General features: G+C 35.6%; 13 protein-coding genes. 12 read left to right on the plus strand and 1 reads right to left on the minus strand.

Annotated features, from left to right (window positions below):
• The first annotated feature begins 41 nt into the window (after positions 1-41).
• The 5 genes from spxB to murC all read left to right on the plus strand — a co-directional run bounded on the left by spxB (position 42) and on the right by murC (position 8,418).
• Positions 42-1,769, plus strand: a complete 1,728-nt coding sequence (gene spxB, locus RSC39_RS08240) for a pyruvate oxidase (RefSeq protein WP_332536428.1) — start codon at positions 42-44, stop codon at positions 1,767-1,769.
• Positions 1,770-2,314: 545 nt separating this feature from the next.
• Positions 2,315-2,668, plus strand: a complete 354-nt coding sequence (locus RSC39_RS08245; RefSeq protein WP_063281223.1) for a hypothetical protein — start codon at positions 2,315-2,317, stop codon at positions 2,666-2,668.
• A gap of 323 nt (positions 2,669-2,991) precedes the next feature.
• On the plus strand, positions 2,992-6,096 hold the full coding sequence (locus RSC39_RS08250) for a DEAD/DEAH box helicase (protein ID WP_063281222.1): 3,105 nt from the start codon (positions 2,992-2,994) through the stop codon (positions 6,094-6,096).
• Between the two features lie 194 nt (positions 6,097-6,290).
• Positions 6,291-6,890, plus strand: coding sequence for a hypothetical protein (locus RSC39_RS08255; RefSeq protein ID WP_063281221.1), 600 nt, complete (start codon positions 6,291-6,293; stop codon positions 6,888-6,890).
• 196 nt (positions 6,891-7,086) lie between these two features.
• The gene (gene murC, locus RSC39_RS08260; RefSeq protein WP_011835988.1) at positions 7,087-8,418 is read left to right on the plus strand and encodes a UDP-N-acetylmuramate--L-alanine ligase; all 1,332 of its coding nucleotides are present in this window, start codon (positions 7,087-7,089) and stop codon (positions 8,416-8,418) included.
• Positions 8,419-8,578: 160 nt separating this feature from the next.
• Here the strand turns inward: murC and argR are convergent, their stop codons facing one another.
• On the minus strand, positions 8,579-9,037 hold the full coding sequence (argR, locus tag RSC39_RS08265; protein WP_004254487.1) for an arginine repressor: 459 nt from the start codon (positions 9,035-9,037) through the stop codon (positions 8,579-8,581).
• Between the two features lie 67 nt (positions 9,038-9,104).
• Between argR and argS the strand changes: the two genes are divergently transcribed.
• The 7 genes from argS to RSC39_RS08300 all read left to right on the plus strand — a co-directional run bounded on the left by argS (position 9,105) and on the right by RSC39_RS08300 (position 18,608).
• Entirely contained in the window at positions 9,105-10,799 is a 1,695-nt protein-coding gene (argS, locus tag RSC39_RS08270) for an arginine--tRNA ligase (RefSeq protein ID WP_332536431.1), read from the plus strand.
• 301 nt (positions 10,800-11,100) lie between these two features.
• On the plus strand, positions 11,101-12,333 hold the full coding sequence (gene arcA, locus RSC39_RS08275) for an arginine deiminase (RefSeq protein ID WP_011835985.1): 1,233 nt from the start codon (positions 11,101-11,103) through the stop codon (positions 12,331-12,333).
• 165 nt (positions 12,334-12,498) lie between these two features.
• Positions 12,499-13,563: an ornithine carbamoyltransferase gene (gene argF, locus RSC39_RS08280; RefSeq protein ID WP_011677108.1), complete on the plus strand. Its 1,065-nt coding sequence runs from the start codon at positions 12,499-12,501 to the stop codon at positions 13,561-13,563.
• 131 nt (positions 13,564-13,694) lie between these two features.
• The gene (locus RSC39_RS08285) at positions 13,695-15,275 is read left to right on the plus strand and encodes a basic amino acid/polyamine antiporter (protein WP_021037906.1); all 1,581 of its coding nucleotides are present in this window, start codon (positions 13,695-13,697) and stop codon (positions 15,273-15,275) included.
• 17 nt (positions 15,276-15,292) lie between these two features.
• A complete protein-coding gene (arcC, locus tag RSC39_RS08290) occupies positions 15,293-16,237 on the plus strand; it encodes a carbamate kinase (protein WP_332536435.1) in 945 nt (314 codons plus the stop codon).
• A gap of 32 nt (positions 16,238-16,269) precedes the next feature.
• Positions 16,270-17,214 carry a carbamate kinase gene (gene arcC, locus RSC39_RS08295; protein ID WP_021037905.1) on the plus strand — a complete coding sequence of 315 codons (945 nt, stop codon included), beginning with the start codon at positions 16,270-16,272 and terminating at the stop codon, positions 17,212-17,214.
• A 263-nt stretch (positions 17,215-17,477) separates the two neighbouring features.
• Entirely contained in the window at positions 17,478-18,608 is a 1,131-nt protein-coding gene (locus RSC39_RS08300; protein WP_063281217.1) for an aminotransferase, read from the plus strand.
• Positions 18,609-18,682 lie beyond the last annotated feature (74 nt).

An 18,682-nucleotide genomic window follows, 5' to 3' on the forward strand; every position in this document is an offset into this window, starting at 1 on the left:
CATCGTTAGTAATTGATAGATTGAACATCAAGGAGAAAATCATGACAAAAATAAATGCAGCAGATGCAATGTTAAAAGTTATTGAAGATTGGGGTGTCAAAAATATTTACGGTTTACCCGGCGGATCAATTGATTCGACAATGAACGCATTATATAATCGAAAAGACACATTGAATTATATTCAAGTTCGCCATGAAGAAGTGGGGGCTTTAGCGGCTGTCGGAGAAGCAAAAGTAACCGGAGAGATTGGTGTAACCTTTGGTTCGGCAGGACCAGGAGCCGTTCATTTATTAAATGGCTTATATGACGCTCAATACGATCATGTTCCAGTCCTTGCCTTAGTTGGACAAGTTCCAACGAGTGCAATGAACACTAATTATTTCCAAGAGTTAAACGAAAATCCAATGTTTGCTGATGTTAGTGTTTATAATCGAACATTAATGACAGCAGAACAAATGCCAGCGGTAGTTGACGAAGCCATTCGTCAAGCCTATGCTAAACGAGGTGTGGCTGTCATTACAATTCCCAAAGATTTGGGTTGGCAAGAAATTGAAGACAACTATATTTCTAGTGCGAACTTATATCAAAAGCCACTACCTTTAGAACCTGATAGTGAAAGAATTCAACAAGCTTGGAAAATACTAAAAGAAGCAAAACACCCCCTGATATATATCGGACAAGGAACAAGAGGAGCACGTGAAGAAGTTTTAGCTCTTTCTAAAATGCTACAAGCTCCAATTTTGAGCTCAGCTCTAGCTAAAGGAATAGTTCCCGATAATGCGCCTGCATATATGGGCTCTGCTGGACGGGTTGCTTCTAAACCGGGGGTAGAGATTGCCTCTAATACTGATGCTGTACTATTCTTAGGCTCAGATATGCCTTTCCAAAGTTTCTTTATCCCTGAAGATGCCAAATATATTCAAGTTGACATTGACGGAACTAAATTTGGACGTCGTCATCAAGTTGATTTGGCCATTTTGGCTGACGCTAAATTGACCATAAAAAAATTAATGGAAATTGGAGAACAACTTCCAGAAACGGCTTGGTATCGTGCAGCCTTAGCAGACAAAGAAAATTGGGTAGAATGGCTTGAAAAACGTTCGCTTATTGATAGTTCACCATTAGAAGTAGAGCCAGTCTTTAAAGCAATCAATGAAATGGCAACTGATGATGCTATTTTCCAAGTTGATGTGGGAAATGTAACAATCGATGGTATGCGACTTCTTGATACAAGTAAAAACCAAAGATTTACGACAAGTGGTTGGTATGCTACGATGGGCTATGCTTTGCCGGCAGCAATTGGGGCCAAGTCTCAATATCCAAACCGACAAGTTTGGTCAATTTCTGGGGATGGAGCTTGGGCGATGGTGATGCCTGATATTTTAACTCAGGTCAAATACCATCTACCAATCATTAATGTTGTTTTAACTAATAAGAGCCTAGGCTTTATTGAAGCAGAACAAGATGATGCCAAACAACCACACTCTGGTATTGATTTGATTGGAGCAAATTTTGGAGCTTCGGCAGCAGCTTTGGGTGCAGTAGGATTTGATGTCAATAACTTGTCAGAACTGAAAGAGGCCTTTGCAAAAGCGAAAGGAACTGATCGACCAGTTGTCATTAATGTCAATATTTTTGACCATCGTCCTTTGCCTGTCGAACAATTAAAACTTGATTCAACGATTTACGGAGAAGAAGCTGTTGAGGCTTTCGAGAAAGAATACCAAACCCAAGGTTTAATTCCTTTCAGTAAACTTATTAAAGAATAAAAATAATTAGAAAAAAAGATACTGGAACTTTCCGGTGTCTTTATTATGTTATGAAACTCACGGTTTCCATATTTTTGAGTCCTTGATTTGGGTGAAAGGTGTGACTCGATGAATTAAATTATTTGATCATTTGTTAAAGGGGTGTAAAGAGAGAAACGGCATCAAACATACTGGCTTAGTAGTTGCCCTTCTTTCGAATGATTTAATATTATTGCTCTATTATTGCTCAATGTTTTCTTACTCGCACTTTTAAAAAACAAGGGAGCATTTGCAAAAATATTGATTTTTTTGTAAAATTAATGTAATTATAAGATAGCCTTTGGTAAAAAAAGGGATAGAGAAGTAGATTAGAAAATTCTTTTTTTTAAAATATTGGTTGGCAGTAGTTGAGTTAAAACATAAAGAATTTTGGAAAGTGACCAAATGCTAATTTAATTTTTAGAAGCTGTTTTTTTGAGGATGAAATAATCATGAGAAGATATTTGAGAGTTTAATCAGATTGTTTATCCCTTTTTGTTCAGTCGATAAGTTTGGAGGTTTTAATTTTGAGAGAGAAAAATAAGGACACTTATTTGGAATTAGACAGAATGATTCATGAGAAAGAAAATCAGGTGATGACCCTCCATCAGAAAAAAAGGGCTCTTCAAAATCAAATTGATACTTATCAAGATAAAATTAATGAAATTTTTTTTCGAGAAGAATCTAATCATATACAGTTAGACCAAGGTGATGAAAAAAAGAAGAATAATAAGATGAAACAAGCAATTAATGAAGTTTCAGTACGGCAAAAGGAACAAGTAGAACGACGGTATCGTATTGAAAATAATCTTATGCAAAATGAAATTCAAAAGCTTGAACGAGAAAAAAATAATTTACTACGAGATCGAGGGGGCAAATAGTAACCAGAAATCAATTTATATTTGATTAGGCTGCTGTTTGGATATGCTATCAGAAGTGGAGTTCTTGTAGAAACTCTCTTTTTTTATGAAAATTATCATAGATGTTCGAGCTATGATTACATTTTTTAAAATATAAATAGGTAAGTAAGAGGGAGAATATTATTTACACATTATATCAGGAATAATTTAGAAGATAATAAAAAGTTCGGTTTGAAGATATATTGATTTTAAAAAATGAGGATGATTCAAGCAAAAAAGCAGTAATTATGGTATAATATACGCAAAATTTTGAAATAATTAATTCGAGGAAAAAATAAAAAAATATGAGTAGAATGATGCCGGCACGAGTGCGGAGTGAGGGAATCGCCCTCTATGCGAAAGGCTTCTTAAATGATCCGATTGAAACTGATTTTAAGTTAACTGCAGAAATTGATGGTGAAGAAGTAAGTTATGATTTAGATGGAGCTCAAGATAGTTGTACTTGTTCGATTTTTCAACAAAATCATCGCTATTGCAAACATATTGCAGCGATTGAAGAGTATTTGAAAAATCAAGACAAGGGCAGTCAAGAGACAAAAGATAAAGAAACTAAAGGAGCCGAACGAGGGCTTTACAATGAAAATATTGCTTTTTTAGATGCAGTAAATGGAGAAACTCAACTAAATTTCAGTACGGATCAATATTCTATTGAAGTTCAAATTGAAGATAACAGTCAGCTTTATGATTATTTTTCAATGGACTACTTTGTATACTTTGATTTAAAGTTGAAAAGTAAAAATTTAGGACGCTCATATGTCATTAAAGATATTCCTTATTTTTTACGAGCACTTAAAAATTACAGTCAATATTCTTTAGGGTCATTACATTATATTGATCTCTTCTTTGATAATTTTGATGAGGCCAGTCAGGAATTTTTGAGTTTTCTTTTAAAAATCGATGGAAAATCAGACGAGATACTCACTAAATCCCTATACATTAAAAATGGACGTTATCTCAATATTCCTTTTTTATTTTTGGAAGAGGCCATGGATTTGGTTTCAGCTTTAGAATTTTATCAACTTAAAATTAGTGGAAGAACAGTGAATTATTTTACATTTATTCCATTGGATAATGATTCAGAAATTTTTAAATTTAAAGTTGAGAGCCAACAAGATTATATTGAATTGAGCTTATTCAGCGAAGATTATCATAATTTTTATGATTATTCGCTTCTTTATGATAACAATGTATTCTATAAACTGAGCCAAGAACAACGTCGCTTACTCCTTGTCTTAGACAAACAATTTGCTCAGAAATCAAAAATAAAATTCTCATATTCGGAAAAAGACAAACTTGCTCAAGCACTTCAACAATTATCAACTTTAGGAAAAATTGAAGCACCAGAACATTTTGTTGTCAAACCATTTGATGCAAAGTTCACTTTTGATTTATTAGATGAAAAAACGCTTAGTTTGGCAATGAAATTTGATTATGGAACTTTTTCTATTGATAGCTTTCATGACTTGGAAACCTTAGAATTTTCAAGGGATTTGCGTAAGGAGCAAAAGATTTTTGCTTTAATGGAGCGACTGCAATTTGCCAAAGCTTTTAATTCAACTTTAGAAATTATGGAACATTTATCAGAGAATTTCTTTTTAAAGATTCTACCTTCTTTTCAAAAGCTTGGTCAAATTGAATTATCACCAACTTTAAGAAATATGAGAATGGATGAAGTCCCAGAAATTCATATTGATAGCCAAGGAGGCTTGTTAGATATCTCCTTTGATATTCCACATGTTGAGGATGGTGAATTTGCAAATGTGATTGCTAAATTGCAAGAAAATGCTGAGTTTTACATTAGTGAAAGTGGGAAATTTTATCATTTCAATGAAAAATTTGATCGCCTAAAAGCGGCATTACATGAACTTGATGACCAATTTGTTATTCAAGGAAGTAGTTTGCATGTTAATATTAATCGTAGTTTCCAAATTTCTAAAATTTTTGAAACTATTAGTGGCGCCTCTTTTTCTGAGAAATTTAAATCACTTTATCAACATTTAACTCACCCTGAAGAATTTCCCTATGAGAAACCTGAGCATATTAAAGCTTCCTTGCGTTCTTATCAAGAAACAGGTGTTCGTTGGATGAGTATGTTATCCCATTACAATCTAGGAGGAATTCTTGCTGATGATATGGGATTGGGGAAAACCGTTCAAGCGATTACTTTTATCCTCTCAAATCTAAAAAAAGACGAAAGTGTATTAATTACTGCCCCAGCCAGTCTTACTTACAACTGGGCAAGTGAGTTTGAAAAATTTACTGACGAAATTGATTTTGTCGTGATTGATGGTAATAAAGCTGACCGGACTAAGGAGATTCAAGAGAATCACCAGATTTATATTACGAGCTATGGTAGCTTTTTGAAAGATTTTGAAGATTATCAGGATAAAAAGTTAAATTACTTACTTTTAGACGAAGCGCAAGTTGTAAAAAATTATAGTAGTAAAACGAATAAATCTCTTTCGGCTCTTAATGTTGAGCATACTTTTGCTCTTTCAGGGACGCCACTTGAAAATCGAATTGAAGAAATTTGGGCAATTTTCCAAGTTGTAATGCCAGGCTTTTTACCAAAGCGTGAAAAATTTAATAAGATGGAGCCTTCGGTCATCTCAAGATTGATTCAACCTTTTATCATGCGTCGTAAAAAAGAGGATGTACTTGAGGAACTTCCAGATAAAATGGAAATTACGGTTTATAATCAATTGGCTGATGACCAAAAAGTGATTTATCTTGCCCAACTTGAATTAATGCAAAAACAATTGTTGGAAATGGATAGTGCAACTTTATCACGTTCGAGAATTGAAATTTTAGCGGGAATTACCAGATTAAGGCAAATTTGTAATACACCAGCTTTATTCATGGATGATTACAAGGGAAGTTCAGGCAAGCTTGAACGCTTAAGAGAACTACTGGCCCAAATTAAAGATTCTGGACATCGTCCTTTGATTTTCTCTCAATTTACAAAAGTTTTTCCACATATTGAAAAATTAATGGAAGAACAAGAAATGACTGCTTATAAATTGACAGGCTCTACTCCGATTAAAGACCGACTTTCCATGGTTCAGGCATTTAATGCTGGAAGCCGTGATGCTTTCTTAGTTTCATTGAAAGCCGGTGGTGTTGGTCTTAATTTGACAAGTGCTGATGTTGTGATTTTAGTCGATTTGTGGTGGAATCCGGCAGTAGAAGAACAGGCAATTGCGCGTGCCCATCGTATGGGTCAAAAAAATACAGTAGAAGTGATTCGTTTGATTACACAAGGGACAATTGAAGAGAAAATTATGGAAATCCAAGAACGTAAAAAAGACCTGATTGCAAATGTTTTGGAGGGCGATACGGTGGATAAAGTTCTTAGTGAAGCAGAAATTCGGGAAATTCTCGGAGTATAGCTTTAAAAAACTTAGAAATTAAGCTATAATGGATATTGAAACGGTTATCTTAAAGAATGGAATGAGTATTTAGTGGCTAAGAGTTAATGACAAAAAGCTATAAAGACTAATAAAATAATTTTTTGATAAACTTTCAGATGATACGAAAAACATAATAAGAAATTAAACAAACTATAAAAAAAGTAGGGCAAAACATGGTAGAAAGAAGAGTGGTATTTCCGGTTATTGGTGATGACGAAGTGCTTCAAAAAGATACTCGGGTGATTTTTACTAATCAGCAATTGCTGACAAGAAATCCCAGCCTTCAGGATGAAGCTTCAATTGAGACGAGTAAGTCAAAAACTGAAGCTAAAAGACCTGAGAGCTTCAAACCTTATAAAGCTAAGACAAGCTTTAGCACGCAACATCGTCCGCTGAATTCTAATCATGCTGGCGTAAGCTCTTATGATAAAATGCCAAAAAAAACAAGTGTGGATGAGTCGAAAGAACGGGCAAAGCGAGCAGCAGCTACACTTCCCAAGCCTCCAAAGCAGTATGTTTCTCCCTTGGAGCGTGACAAAGAGGATTTAACGGTTCGTCGTTCAACATCTGCAATTTTGAATAAACGTCCGTCAACTAATGATAACCCAATTCGGGATATGAAAAAACAAGGAATGAACGTTTCGGATGCAGTTGCAAAAAATAGCTCTGGAATGAAAAAAGCAACACCGCACGGTGGAGCAGCAAATGATACACAAAAGGGAAGTTATTTTGAAAATAAGCGGAAAAACATTTTTGACCGCGGAATCGTATAATTTTCAAATTTGAACAAAAAACTGACAGAGAAAATAAATTTTATTTTGATAAAATTTATTTAAAAAAAACAACTTGTCAGTTATTTTGTGCGTCTTTTAGGGCGTGACTTTTAAATAAAAAATTTTAACTGTAAGAAAAGAAGGGAAATTTCTGTCAGTTGCTGATGAATAAAAGTAGCTGACAGAAAATTTTATCATGGAAAAAACATATCATTTTACCGGTATTAAAGGTTCAGGCATGAGTGCACTTGCATTGATGTTACATCAAATGGGCAAAAACGTTCAAGGTTCAGATTCAACAGACTACTTTTTTACACAACGTGGTCTTGAACAAGCGGGTGTTCCACTTTTGCCGTTTGACGAAAAAAATATTAAACCTGAGTTTGAATTGATTGTTGGGAATGCTTTTCGCGATGATAATAATGTCGAAATTGCTTTCGCGCATAAAAATGGATTCCCATTCAAACGTTATCATGAATTTTTGGGCCATTTCATGGAAGATTTCACTAGTATTGGGGTTGCAGGTGCACACGGTAAGACTTCAACAACTGGAATGTTAGCTCATGTGATGTCGAATATCGTGGACACTTCTTACCTAATTGGTGATGGAACTGGGCGTGGAAATGCTGGAAGTGAATATTTTGTCTTTGAATCTGATGAGTATGAACGTCATTTCATGCCATATCATCCTGAATATACCATTATGACAAATATTGACTTTGACCACCCTGACTATTTTGAAGGAATTGAAGATGTCACTTCAGCTTTTCAAGACTATGCAAATAATATTAAAAAAGGAATCTTTGCTTATGGTGAAGATGTGAATTTGCGTAAATTGTCTGCTAAAGCGCCTATTTATTATTATGGTTTTGAAGCTAATGATGATTACCGTGCAGAAAACTTGATTAGAAGTACACGCGGTTCATCTTTTGATGCCTATTTCCGTGGTGAAAAAATTGGTCATTTTGTTGTTCCTGCCTATGGAAAACATAATGTCTTGAATGCTTTATCTGTTGTGGCCGTTTGCCATAATCTTGGTTTGGATATGACAGATGTTGCTGACCACCTCTTGACTTTCCGAGGAGTAAAACGCCGTTTTACTGAGAAAAAAGTAGGAGAAACAGTAATTATTGATGACTTCGCTCATCATCCAACTGAGATTGAAGCAACATTGGATGCGGCTCGTCAAAAATATCCTGACCGTGAAATCGTTGCGGTATTCCAACCTCATACATTTACCAGAACCATTGCTTTTGCTGATGAGTTTGCAGAAGTTCTTGACCATGCGGATACTGTTTATCTGGCACAAATTTATGGCTCAGCTCGTGAAGTAGACCATCATGAAATTACGGCACAAGATTTAGCTGATAAAGTTCGTAAACCAGCTAAAGTAATTGAGCTTGACAATGTTTCACCATTGTTAGACCACGACCGCGGAGTTTATGTCTTTATGGGAGCAGGGAATATTCAAAAATATGAAATTGCTTTTGAAAAATTACTTAGCCAAACTTCAACAAACTTACAATAAAATTAAAAAAAGCACTGACAGTATTGTTAGTGCTTTTTTATTAATAAAAAATTCAAGTCACGGGAGTGTGACTTGAATCAAAGGGGTTTATGAAGAAATTATTTAGGGAGTAATATGAGTATAAATGTAAACGCTTAAATGAACCTTAATTTCGTTTAAATTAACCTAATAAAATATATTTAATCTCTGCTGTCAAAATATTTGCTGCTTTTTCGGACGCACAAATAACAAGCAAGGTATCAGCACCGGCAATTGTACCTAAAATATCAGTCCGGCTATCGCGTTCGTCATCTAAAGCATTTGCTAAAACGTCCGCTTCACCTAATTTTGTACGAATGACAACTAAAGCACCTACAGACTTTGCTGAAATGACAAAATTATAAAAATACAACTGTAAATCAGAATTAATTTTAGAGTTGCCAGAAGTCAAAAATGAGTAAAAACTCTCTCCTTTGTCCCGTTTTTTTATAATATTTAATTTTCTAATATCTCTGGATAAAGTGGCTTGTGTTACCTCTACACCGCGTTCTAATAATAGAGATTGAAGCTCTTCTTGAGTCGATATTTTATTATTTGTCACAATTTCTTTAATAATTTCTAATCTTTTATCTCTTTTCATAGCATAATTATACCATATAATGGACTATATATTGACAAAATTAGTGTTTTTTCTGTATAATTAGTGAATGGACGAAAAACAACTAGTAAGCCAAGCACTGTCTGCTGCAATCGATGGTGTTCTTGGAGTAGAACAAATCGCAGCTATAATCGAAAAACCTAAATCCTCAGATTTAGGAGATTTAGCATTCCCAGCTTTTCAATTGGCGAAAACTCTCCGAAAATCTCCGCAAATTATTGCTGGAGAAATCGCTGAGAAGATAGATACAAAAGGTTTTGAGAAAGTTATTGCAGTAGGGCCTTACGTTAACTTTTTCCTTGATAAAAATGCCACAGCCTCAGAAGTCATTCGTGAAGTTTTGGCTGAAGGTGAGCACTATGGTGATGCAAATATTGGAGAAGGTGGAAATGTGCCGATTGACATGTCTGCGCCAAATATCGCTAAACCTTTCTCAATTGGACATTTGCGCTCAACTGTTATTGGTGATTCGATTGCCAAAATTTATGAAAAATTGGGTTATCAACCGATTAAAATTAACCACTTGGGCGACTGGGGAAAACAATTTGGTCTATTGATTACTGCATATAAAAAATATGGAGATGAAGCGACCATTACAGCTAATCCGATTGATGAACTTTTGAAACTTTATGTAAAAATTAATGCGGAAGCTAAAGAAGATCCAGAAGTCGATGAAGAAGGACGTCAATGGTTCCTCAAAATGGAACAAGGTGATGAAGAAGCCCTTCGTATTTGGAAATGGTTCTCTGATGTTTCATTGATTGAATTTAACCGTATCTATGGAAAACTCGGAGTAACTTTCGATCACTTTATGGGCGAAAGCTTCTACAGTGACAAGATGGATGCTATTGTGGAAGATTTGGAAAATAAAAATCTTTTACATGAGTCAAAAGGTGCTTTGATTGTTGACCTTGAAAAATATAATCTTAATCCAGCTTTGATTAAGAAAACAGATGGTGCAACACTTTATATCACGCGTGACCTTGCGACTGCTGCTTATCGTAAAAAGACTTTTAATTTTGTAAAATCACTCTACGTGGTAGGTGGCGAACAAACTAACCACTTCAAACAACTGAAAGCTGTTTTGAAAGAAGCTGGCTATGATTGGTCTGATGATATGGTGCATGTACCTTTCGGAATGGTTACTCAAGGTGGGAAAAAATTCTCAACTCGTAAAGGGCACGTTGTTAAATTAGAAATGGCTCTTGATGAAGCGGTGGATCGTGCTGAAAAACAAATTGAAGCAAAAAACCCTAATTTAGAAAATAAAGAAGAAGTTGCTAAGCAAGTTGGAGTTGGTGCTGTTAAATTCTACGACTTGAAGACTGACCGAAACAACGGTTATGACTTTGATTTGGATGAAATGGTTTCATTTGAAGGTGAAACAGGCCCTTATGTGCAATATGCTCACGCTCGTATTCAATCAATTTTGCGTAAAGCAAATCGTAAAGTGAATATTGACAATATTTCTCTTATTGTTTCTGATGCTGAAGCTTGGGAAATTGTCAAGGCTTTGAAAGAATTCCCAAATATTGTGAAACGTGCTGCTGATAATTATGAACCTTCTATTATCGCCAAATATGCAATTTCACTTGCACAAGCCTTTAACAAATACTATGCTCATGTTCGTATTTTAGAAGATGATGCTCAATTGGATGGACGTTTGGCTTTGATTAGTGCGACTTCAATTGTCTTGAAAGAAGCATTGCGCCTTCTTGGGGTTGCTGCTCCTGAAAATATGTAAAACTATACTTAGTTATTTAATCTCTTATCAAAAAGAATTTAATTCTTGCTGATGAGAGATTTTTTTTGTTTCTTTTTTAAAACATTTTGTAAAATAAGTATTTTAATAAAAAGCTAAGAATCCCATGATAAGCAAAGGAGTGCATAAACGTGAAATTGTCAGAATATAAAAAAACATGTATAAATGAATAAACCTTTGTAAAGTGTAGCATTAGTGCTTGACAAAAAATATGCATAGATGTATAATTTCCTTGTAAACGATTCCAATAATACTGAATCGAAATCAGAAAGGATACTCCAAAATGAACAATGGAATTAATGTTAACTCAGAAATTGGGAAATTAAAATCAGTCCTTCTCCACCGCCCAGGTGCAGAGGTAGAGAATATTACCCCAGACACAATGAAACAGCTTTTATTTGATGATATTCCATATCTCAAAATTGCTCAAAAAGAGCATGATTTCTTTGCTCAAACATTGCGTGACAATGGTGCTGAAACTGTTTATATCGAAAATCTTGCAACAGAAGTTTTTGAAAAATCATCTGAAACAAAAGAAGAGTTTTTAAGCCATTTGTTGCATGAAGCAGGTTACCGTCCAGGACGTACTTATGATGGATTGACTGAATATTTAACTTCAATGCCAACAAAAGATATGGTTGAAAAAGTCTATGCCGGTGTTCGTAAAAATGAATTGGATATCAAACGCACAGCACTTAGTGACATGGCAGGTTCTGATGCAGAAAATTATTTCTACCTCAACCCATTACCAAATGCTTACTTCACACGTGACCCACAAGCTTCAATGGGTGTCGGAATGACTATTAATAAAATGACTTTCCCAGCACGTCAACCTGAAAGCTTGATTACCGAATATGTGATGGCTAACCATCCACGTTTCAAAGACACTCCAATCTGGCGTGATCGTAATCATACTACTCGTATTGAAGGTGGTGATGAATTAATTCTTAATAAGACAACTGTAGCAATCGGGGTTTCAGAACGTACTTCATCTAAAACAATTCAAAATCTTGCTAAAGAATTATTTGCAAATCCACTTTCTACATTTGATACAGTGCTTGCGGTTGAAATCCCTCATAACCATGCAATGATGCACTTGGACACAGTATTTACAATGATTAACCATGATCAATTTACAGTTTTCCCAGGAATTATGGATGGTGCAGGTAACATCAACGTCTTCATTCTTCGTCCTGGTCAAGATGGTGAAGTTGAAATTGAACATTTGACAGATCTTAAAGCAGCCCTTAAGAAAGTCTTGAACCTTTCAGAACTTGACTTGATTGAATGTGGTGCAGGTGACCCAATTGCCGCTCCTCGTGAACAATGGAATGATGGTTCAAATACCCTTGCTATTGCTCCAGGAGAAATCGTTACTTATGACCGTAACTATGTAACTGTTGAACTTTTGAAAGAACATGGTATTAAAGTTCATGAAATTCTTTCAAGTGAACTTGGTCGTGGTCGTGGTGGAGCGCGTTGTATGTCACAACCACTTTGGCGTGAAGATTTGTAATCTGAAGACTTTTACATAATGTTCTTGAATTTAACTACTAAATTTAAAAACAAGTGAATTTATAAATTTAGTTTTATAAGTTCGTAAAATTAAAAATGAAAGTAGCTCATTAATGTAATTTAAAAAATTCATTAAATATTTAAAAATAGAAAAAGGAAAAAAATAATGACATCACCACTTATTACAAAAGCAGAAGTAAATTCAGTATTCCAAGGTCGTAGCTTGCTTGCTGAAAAAGATTTTACACCAGCTGAAATTAACTATCTTGTTGATTTTGGTCTTCATTTGAAAGCATTGAAACAACAAAATATTCCTCATCACTATCTTGAAGGTAAAAATATTGCCTTGTTATTTGCAAAAACTTCAACTCGTACACGTGCCGCATTTACAACTGCTGCCATTGACCTTGGTGCTCATCCTGAATATCTTGGTGCAAATGATATCCAACTCGGAATCAAAGAATCAACAGAAGATACAGCACGTGTTCTTGGTTCAATGTTTGATGCTATTGAACGTCGTGGATTTTCTCAAAAAGAAGTTGAAGATTTGGCAAAATACTCTGGTGTTCCAGTTTGGAATGGTTTGACAGATGATTGGCATCCAACACAAATGATTGCTGACTTTATGACAGTAAAAGAAAACTTTGGTTACCTTAAAGGGTTGACATTAGTTTACGTTGGTGATGGTCGTAACAACATGGCAAATTCACTCATTGTAACTGGTTCTATGCTCGGTGTAAATGTTCATATCGTTGCTCCAGATTCACTTCATCCTTCTAAAGAAGTTATGGATATTGCCAATAAATTTGCTGAAAAATCAGGTGCTAAACCTCTTGCAACTTCTAATATTGAAGAAGGAGTTAAAGGTGCTAACATTATTTATTCAGACGTTTGGGTATCTATGGGAGAATCTAACTGGGAAGAACGTGTTAAACTTTTGACACCATATCGCATCACAATGGATATGTTGAAAATGACAGGAAATGCTGACAACGGTAAACTTATCTTTATGCACTGCTTACCAGCCTTCCATGACACTGAAACTGAATATGGTAAAGAAATCAAAGAAAAATATGGTTTGACAGAAATGGAAGTTACTGACGAAGTTTTCCGTTCTAAATATGCTCGCCAATTTGAAGAAGCAGAAAATCGTATGCACTCAATCAAAGCAATTATGGCTGCAACTTTGGGTAATTTATTTATCCCAGCAGTTCCTGAAGATTTTAAATAATTAAAATAGATAATTTGTCAGTTTACTGACAGAGCTGTCAGTAAACTGATAGATTTTGATTTAAGTCGTTGAAAGCAGTCTAAGATAGTTTTTAGACTGTTTTGACGGTTAAAATCATTGAAAGGATTGATATGGACGCAGAAAATAAAAAAGGAATTGGCCTTGCTGCTTTAGTTGCGATTATTGTTTCTGGAGCGATTGGTGGTGGGGTATTCAACCTCTCTAACGATTTAGCAACAAATGCATCACCTGGTGGTGTTGTCATTTCATGGATTGTTATTGGTTTTGGTATATTAATGTTGGTTTTATCACTGAATCATTTGGTGGTAAATAAACCTGAACTTTCAGGTGTATCAGATTATGCACGTGCTGGTTTTGGTAATATGGTTGGTTTCATTTCAGGTTGGGGTTACTGGTTATCTGCCTGGGCAGGTAACATTGCCTTTGCTGTTTTGATGATGACTTCCGTTGACTATTTCTTCCCCGGCGTATTTCAAGCTAAGAATGGTTCTTTGACCATTCTGTCAGTAATTGTTGTTTCAATTGTTTCGTGGGGATTGACCTTACTCGTTATGCGAGGTGTTGAAGGGGCTGCTGCCATTAATGCAATTGTCCTCGTTGCAAAATTGATTCCCTTGTTTGTTTTTGTAATTGCTGGAATAGTAACATTTAAAGCTGGAGTCTTTAGTGCTCACTTTTGGCAAAATTTCGTTGCGAATACAAATGCTGATGGCGTAATTAAGAGTTTAACTTGGTCTAATATGACTGGCGGAGATTTATTCAGTCAAGTCAAAGGTTCACTTATGGTTATGATTTGGGTCTTCGTCGGAATCGAAGGGGCTGCTATGATGGGTGACCGTGCCAAACGCAAATCAGATGCTGGTAAAGCTTCAATTCTCGGTTTGATTGCCTTGTTAGTGATTTATATCTTGCTCTCATTGTTACCATTTGGTTTTATGAGCCAACAAGAACTGGCTAATACTGGTCAACCAGGTTTGGTTCATATTTTGAACGCTATGGTTGGCGGTTGGGGTGGTTCACTGATGGCCATTGGTCTTGTGATTTCACTTCTTGGAGCTTGGTTGTCATGGACAATGCTTCCTGTTGAAGCAACACAACAATTATCAGAACAAAAATTACTTCCTAGTTGGTTTGGTAAACTTAATGACAAAGGTGCACCTAAAAATTCACTTTTGCTGACACAATTGATTGTTCAAATTTTCTTGATTGTCACTTATTTTGTAGCTGATGCTTACAATGTCTTTGTTTACCTTTGTACCGCTGTTATCATGATTTGTTATGCCTTAGTTGGTTTATATCTCTTTAAATTAGGGATTCAAGAGAAGAAAACAAGTAATATCATTATTGGTTTCATCGCGGCTGCCTTCCAAATCTTAGCCTTGTACTATTCAGGATGGCAATTTGTTTGGCTCTCTTTAATTCTTTACGCAGTTGGTTTCATTCTCTATGCTTTAGGCAAAAAAGAATATGGAACTAAAATGTCTACGGCTGAATTAATCGCAACCTTTATCTTGACAGTTTTAGGAATCCTCGCTGTTTTTGGAGTATATGGAAACTGGCTTGGTTTGCAAGATGCACTGGGAATTGATGGAAATACTTTGCTTGTCGCTGTAGTTCCATTGATTGTAGTAACATTTATTGTTTACTTCGTGGTTCGTAGTGATATCAATAAAAAAGGAATTAAAAATTAATCAAAGGGGTATAAAAAATGGTAAGTCGTATTGTTGTAGCCCTTGGTGGGAATGCTATTTTGACAAAGGACCCATCAGCAGCGGCTCAAAAAAAAGCGCTTGAAGTAACAGCTGAACAGTTGATGCCATTAATTAAAGATAATGACAGACAAATGGTTGTGACTCATGGAAATGGACCACAGGTTGGAAATTTACTTTTACAACAATTGGGTTCAGATAGTGAAAAAAACCCAGCTATGCCATTGGATACAGTTGGGGCAATGACTCAAGGTGAGATCGGTTTTTGGACGGTTCAAGCTTTTACAAGAGCAATGGCTAATAATGGCTTGGAACGTTATCCAGTTATTTCGGCAGTGACCCAAACATTGGTTGATGAAAATGATCCAGCTTTTAAAAATACTAGTAAACCCATCGGTCCCTTTTATACAGAAGAACAATTGCCAGAAATTAAGAAGCAATTTCCTGATTGGGAATTGATGGAAGATGCAGGCCGTGGTTATCGTCGAGTAGTTCCAAGTCCTAAACCACTTGAAATCATTGAAGCAAAAGCATTTGGTCCAATCTTGGAATCTGGAAGTTTACTGATTGCTTCTGGCGGAGGTGGAATTCCCGTCATTAAAGATGGTAATGGTTATAAAGGTGTTGAAGCCGTTATTGACAAGGATTTTTCAGCAGCTAAATTAGCTGAAATGGTTGGTGCAGATGAACTTTTGATTTTGACAAGTGGTGGCGATGTTTATTTGAACTATGGAAAAGAAGATCAAGTTCATCTAGAAACGGTCAAAGTTTCTGAAATGCGTAAGTATGTCGATGAAGAACGCTTTGCCAAAGGTTCAATGGGACCTAAGGTAGAAGCTGCGGTCAGCTTTGTTGAGCGAACAGGTAAAGTTGCTACGATTACAAGCCTTGATAATGTTGAAAATTTTGTCAAATCTGGCAGCGGAACAAGAATTGTTCCATAAATAAGTAAAAAAGATAGAGGAGAAATAATTTAATGGTAAGACGTATGGTCGTAGCCCTAGGTGGTAACGCTATTTTAACAGATGACCCAACAGCAAAAGCACAAGAAAGAGCGCTTGAAACAACGGCAGAACAATTAATTCCTCTTATTAGAAATAATGATGTGGAAATGGTTGTCACTCATGGTAATGGGCCGCAAGTGGGGAATCTTTTGTTGCAACAATTAGCGGCAGATAGTCCTAAAAATCCAGCCATGCCAATTGATACAGCCGTTGCAATGACTCAAGGTCAAATTGGATTTTGGATGGGGCAAGCTTTTACAAGAGCTTTGATAAAAAATAAGATGGAGCGCGTTCCAGTTATCTCTGTAGTGACTCGTACAGTTGTTGACAAAGATGACTCGGCTTTTGAAAAACCAACTAAACCAATCGGTCCATTCTATGACGAAAAGGGCTTAGCAGAGATGAAAGCTCAGTATCCTGACTGGACTTTTGTTGAAGACTCAGGTCGTGGCTATCGTCGAGTAGTACCAAGTCCTAAACCAACACGTATCGTTGAAGCCGAAGCAATTAAACCATTGATTTCATCAAGCGTTTTGGTGACTGTATCTGGTGGTGGTGGTATTCCTGTCATTGAAACTCAAGAGGGTTATGAAGGAGTTGAAGCTGTTATTGATAAAGACTTTTCAGCAGCAAAAGTTGCTGAACTTGTTGAAGCAGATAATCTTTTGATTTTAACTGCGGTAGATAATGTTTTTGTTAACTTCAATAAACCTAACCAGAAAAAACTTGAAACAGTAACAATGGCAGAAATGAAAGCTTATATTAAAGAAGGGCAATTTGCCGCAGGTTCAATGTTACCAAAAGTAGAAGCAGCAATGGAATTTGTTACTCGTACTGGTCGTCCTGCAACAATTACCTCTTTGGAAAATCTTGAAGACTTCCTCAACAATGATTCAGGAACAAAGATTATTCCTTAACGTTAAAAATGCTACATTTCTGATGTAGCATTTTTTTATAAATGTAGTTTAAAAATCGATAAACTTTCCGATATTTTATCAATAATTATTGTACAATTAACATGTAAACGATTTATATTGATAAAATTACTGACAGAATCCTAATACGATTCAGGAATATTATGCTAATCAAGCTAATAAATCTGTCAGTAAAAAAATAAAGAGAGGAAGACAAGTTCGGATGATTTCTCGAAAAAAATCATTTAAACTTGCAAATAAAACTTATGGAACTTGTACAATTTGGTTGCGAAGATTGGCTCAATGTTTGGGAAAAATCAGCAACAATTGATATTGCTCAGTCAACCATTGATTCACTATCTTTAGAAGAGGTCTTGGCTTTTGAAGAAGATAAAGGTGAAGCTTTTATGTCTCAGATGATGAAAGAAAAATTTAGTTATGGATGGATTGAAGGATCACCAGCCTTCAAATCAGAAGTTGCTAAACTTTATAAAAGAGTATCAGAAGACAATATTTTATCTACTAATGGAGCGACAGGAGCAAATTTTCTTACAATTTTAGGCTTGATTGGTCAAGGAGATCATGTAATCGCTCAGTATCCTTCTTATCAACAATTATATGATTGGCCAAAAACATTAGGTGCACAAGTTGATTACTGGAAGATAAAAGAAGAAAATCACTGGTTGCCGCAAATTGAAGACTTGCGTCGACTCGTTAAACCTAACACAAAATTGATTTGTTTAAATAATGCAGCTCAACCAACGGGTGCGATTATGAGTCCAGATTTCTTAGCAGAAGTAGTTGAGATTGCCCGGAGTGTCGATGCTTATATTCTTTGTGATGAGGTTTATCTGCCTCTTGATGAAGAAACCTCTTATGCACCAATTGCTGATTTATACGAAAAAGGAATTTCAACAAATTCAATTTCTAAAACTTATTCGGTTCCAGGAATTCGTGTAGGTTGGGTCGCCACTCAAGATCGTGACCTTTGTAATGAATTCCGAAAGATTCGAGATTATACTCTAATTTGTACAGGAGTCTTTGATGATGCTTTGGCTTCTTTAGTTTTAAAACATAAGGACAAAGTGTTGGCTCGCGCTCGGGATATTGTTAAAGGAAATCTCTCAATTTTAAAAGAATGGGTCGAAAATGAGCCATTGGTCTCAATGGTTTATCCTAATGCTGTGTCTGTAAGCTTTGTGAAATTCGAACAATTAGACCCAATGAAAACGGAAGATTTTGCCATTCAACTCCTTCGTGAAAAAGGAGTGCTAATAATTCCTGGAAATCGTTTTGACTTACCGGGATATGCCAGAATTGGATATTGTACGGATGAAAAGACTCTACGTCAAGGTTTGCAACTCCTATCTGAATTTTTGAGAGAATATAAAGGTTAATATCTTTTATATAAATACATTACCGTTTTACTAACTTGTATAAAAAGTGTATAATGGGAAAATGTGAGTATAAT

Origin of the sequence: Lactococcus sp., assembly GCF_036648155.1 — a bacterium.
GTDB lineage: Bacteria > Bacillota > Bacilli > Lactobacillales > Streptococcaceae > Lactococcus > Lactococcus cremoris.

What these genes read in the sequence shown, in the direction of transcription:
- spxB (WP_332536428.1), top strand. Translation starts at nt 42, where the DNA reads ATGACAAAAATAAATGCAGCAGATGCAATGTTAAAAGTTATTGAAGAT.
- RSC39_RS08300 (WP_063281217.1), top strand. Translation starts at nt 17,478, where the DNA reads ATGGAACTTGTACAATTTGGTTGCGAAGATTGGCTCAATGTTTGGGAA.
- murC (WP_011835988.1), top strand. Translation starts at nt 7,087, where the DNA reads ATGGAAAAAACATATCATTTTACCGGTATTAAAGGTTCAGGCATGAGT.
- RSC39_RS08250 (WP_063281222.1), top strand. Translation starts at nt 2,992, where the DNA reads ATGAGTAGAATGATGCCGGCACGAGTGCGGAGTGAGGGAATCGCCCTC.
- RSC39_RS08255 (WP_063281221.1), top strand. Translation starts at nt 6,291, where the DNA reads ATGGTAGAAAGAAGAGTGGTATTTCCGGTTATTGGTGATGACGAAGTG.
- arcC (WP_332536435.1), top strand. Translation starts at nt 15,293, where the DNA reads ATGGTAAGTCGTATTGTTGTAGCCCTTGGTGGGAATGCTATTTTGACA.
- argR (WP_004254487.1), bottom strand. Translation starts at nt 9,037, where the DNA reads ATGAAAAGAGATAAAAGATTAGAAATTATTAAAGAAATTGTGACAAAT.
- RSC39_RS08285 (WP_021037906.1), top strand. Translation starts at nt 13,695, where the DNA reads ATGGACGCAGAAAATAAAAAAGGAATTGGCCTTGCTGCTTTAGTTGCG.
- arcA (WP_011835985.1), top strand. Translation starts at nt 11,101, where the DNA reads ATGAACAATGGAATTAATGTTAACTCAGAAATTGGGAAATTAAAATCA.
- argF (WP_011677108.1), top strand. Translation starts at nt 12,499, where the DNA reads ATGACATCACCACTTATTACAAAAGCAGAAGTAAATTCAGTATTCCAA.
- arcC (WP_021037905.1), top strand. Translation starts at nt 16,270, where the DNA reads ATGGTAAGACGTATGGTCGTAGCCCTAGGTGGTAACGCTATTTTAACA.
- argS (WP_332536431.1), top strand. Translation starts at nt 9,105, where the DNA reads ATGGACGAAAAACAACTAGTAAGCCAAGCACTGTCTGCTGCAATCGAT.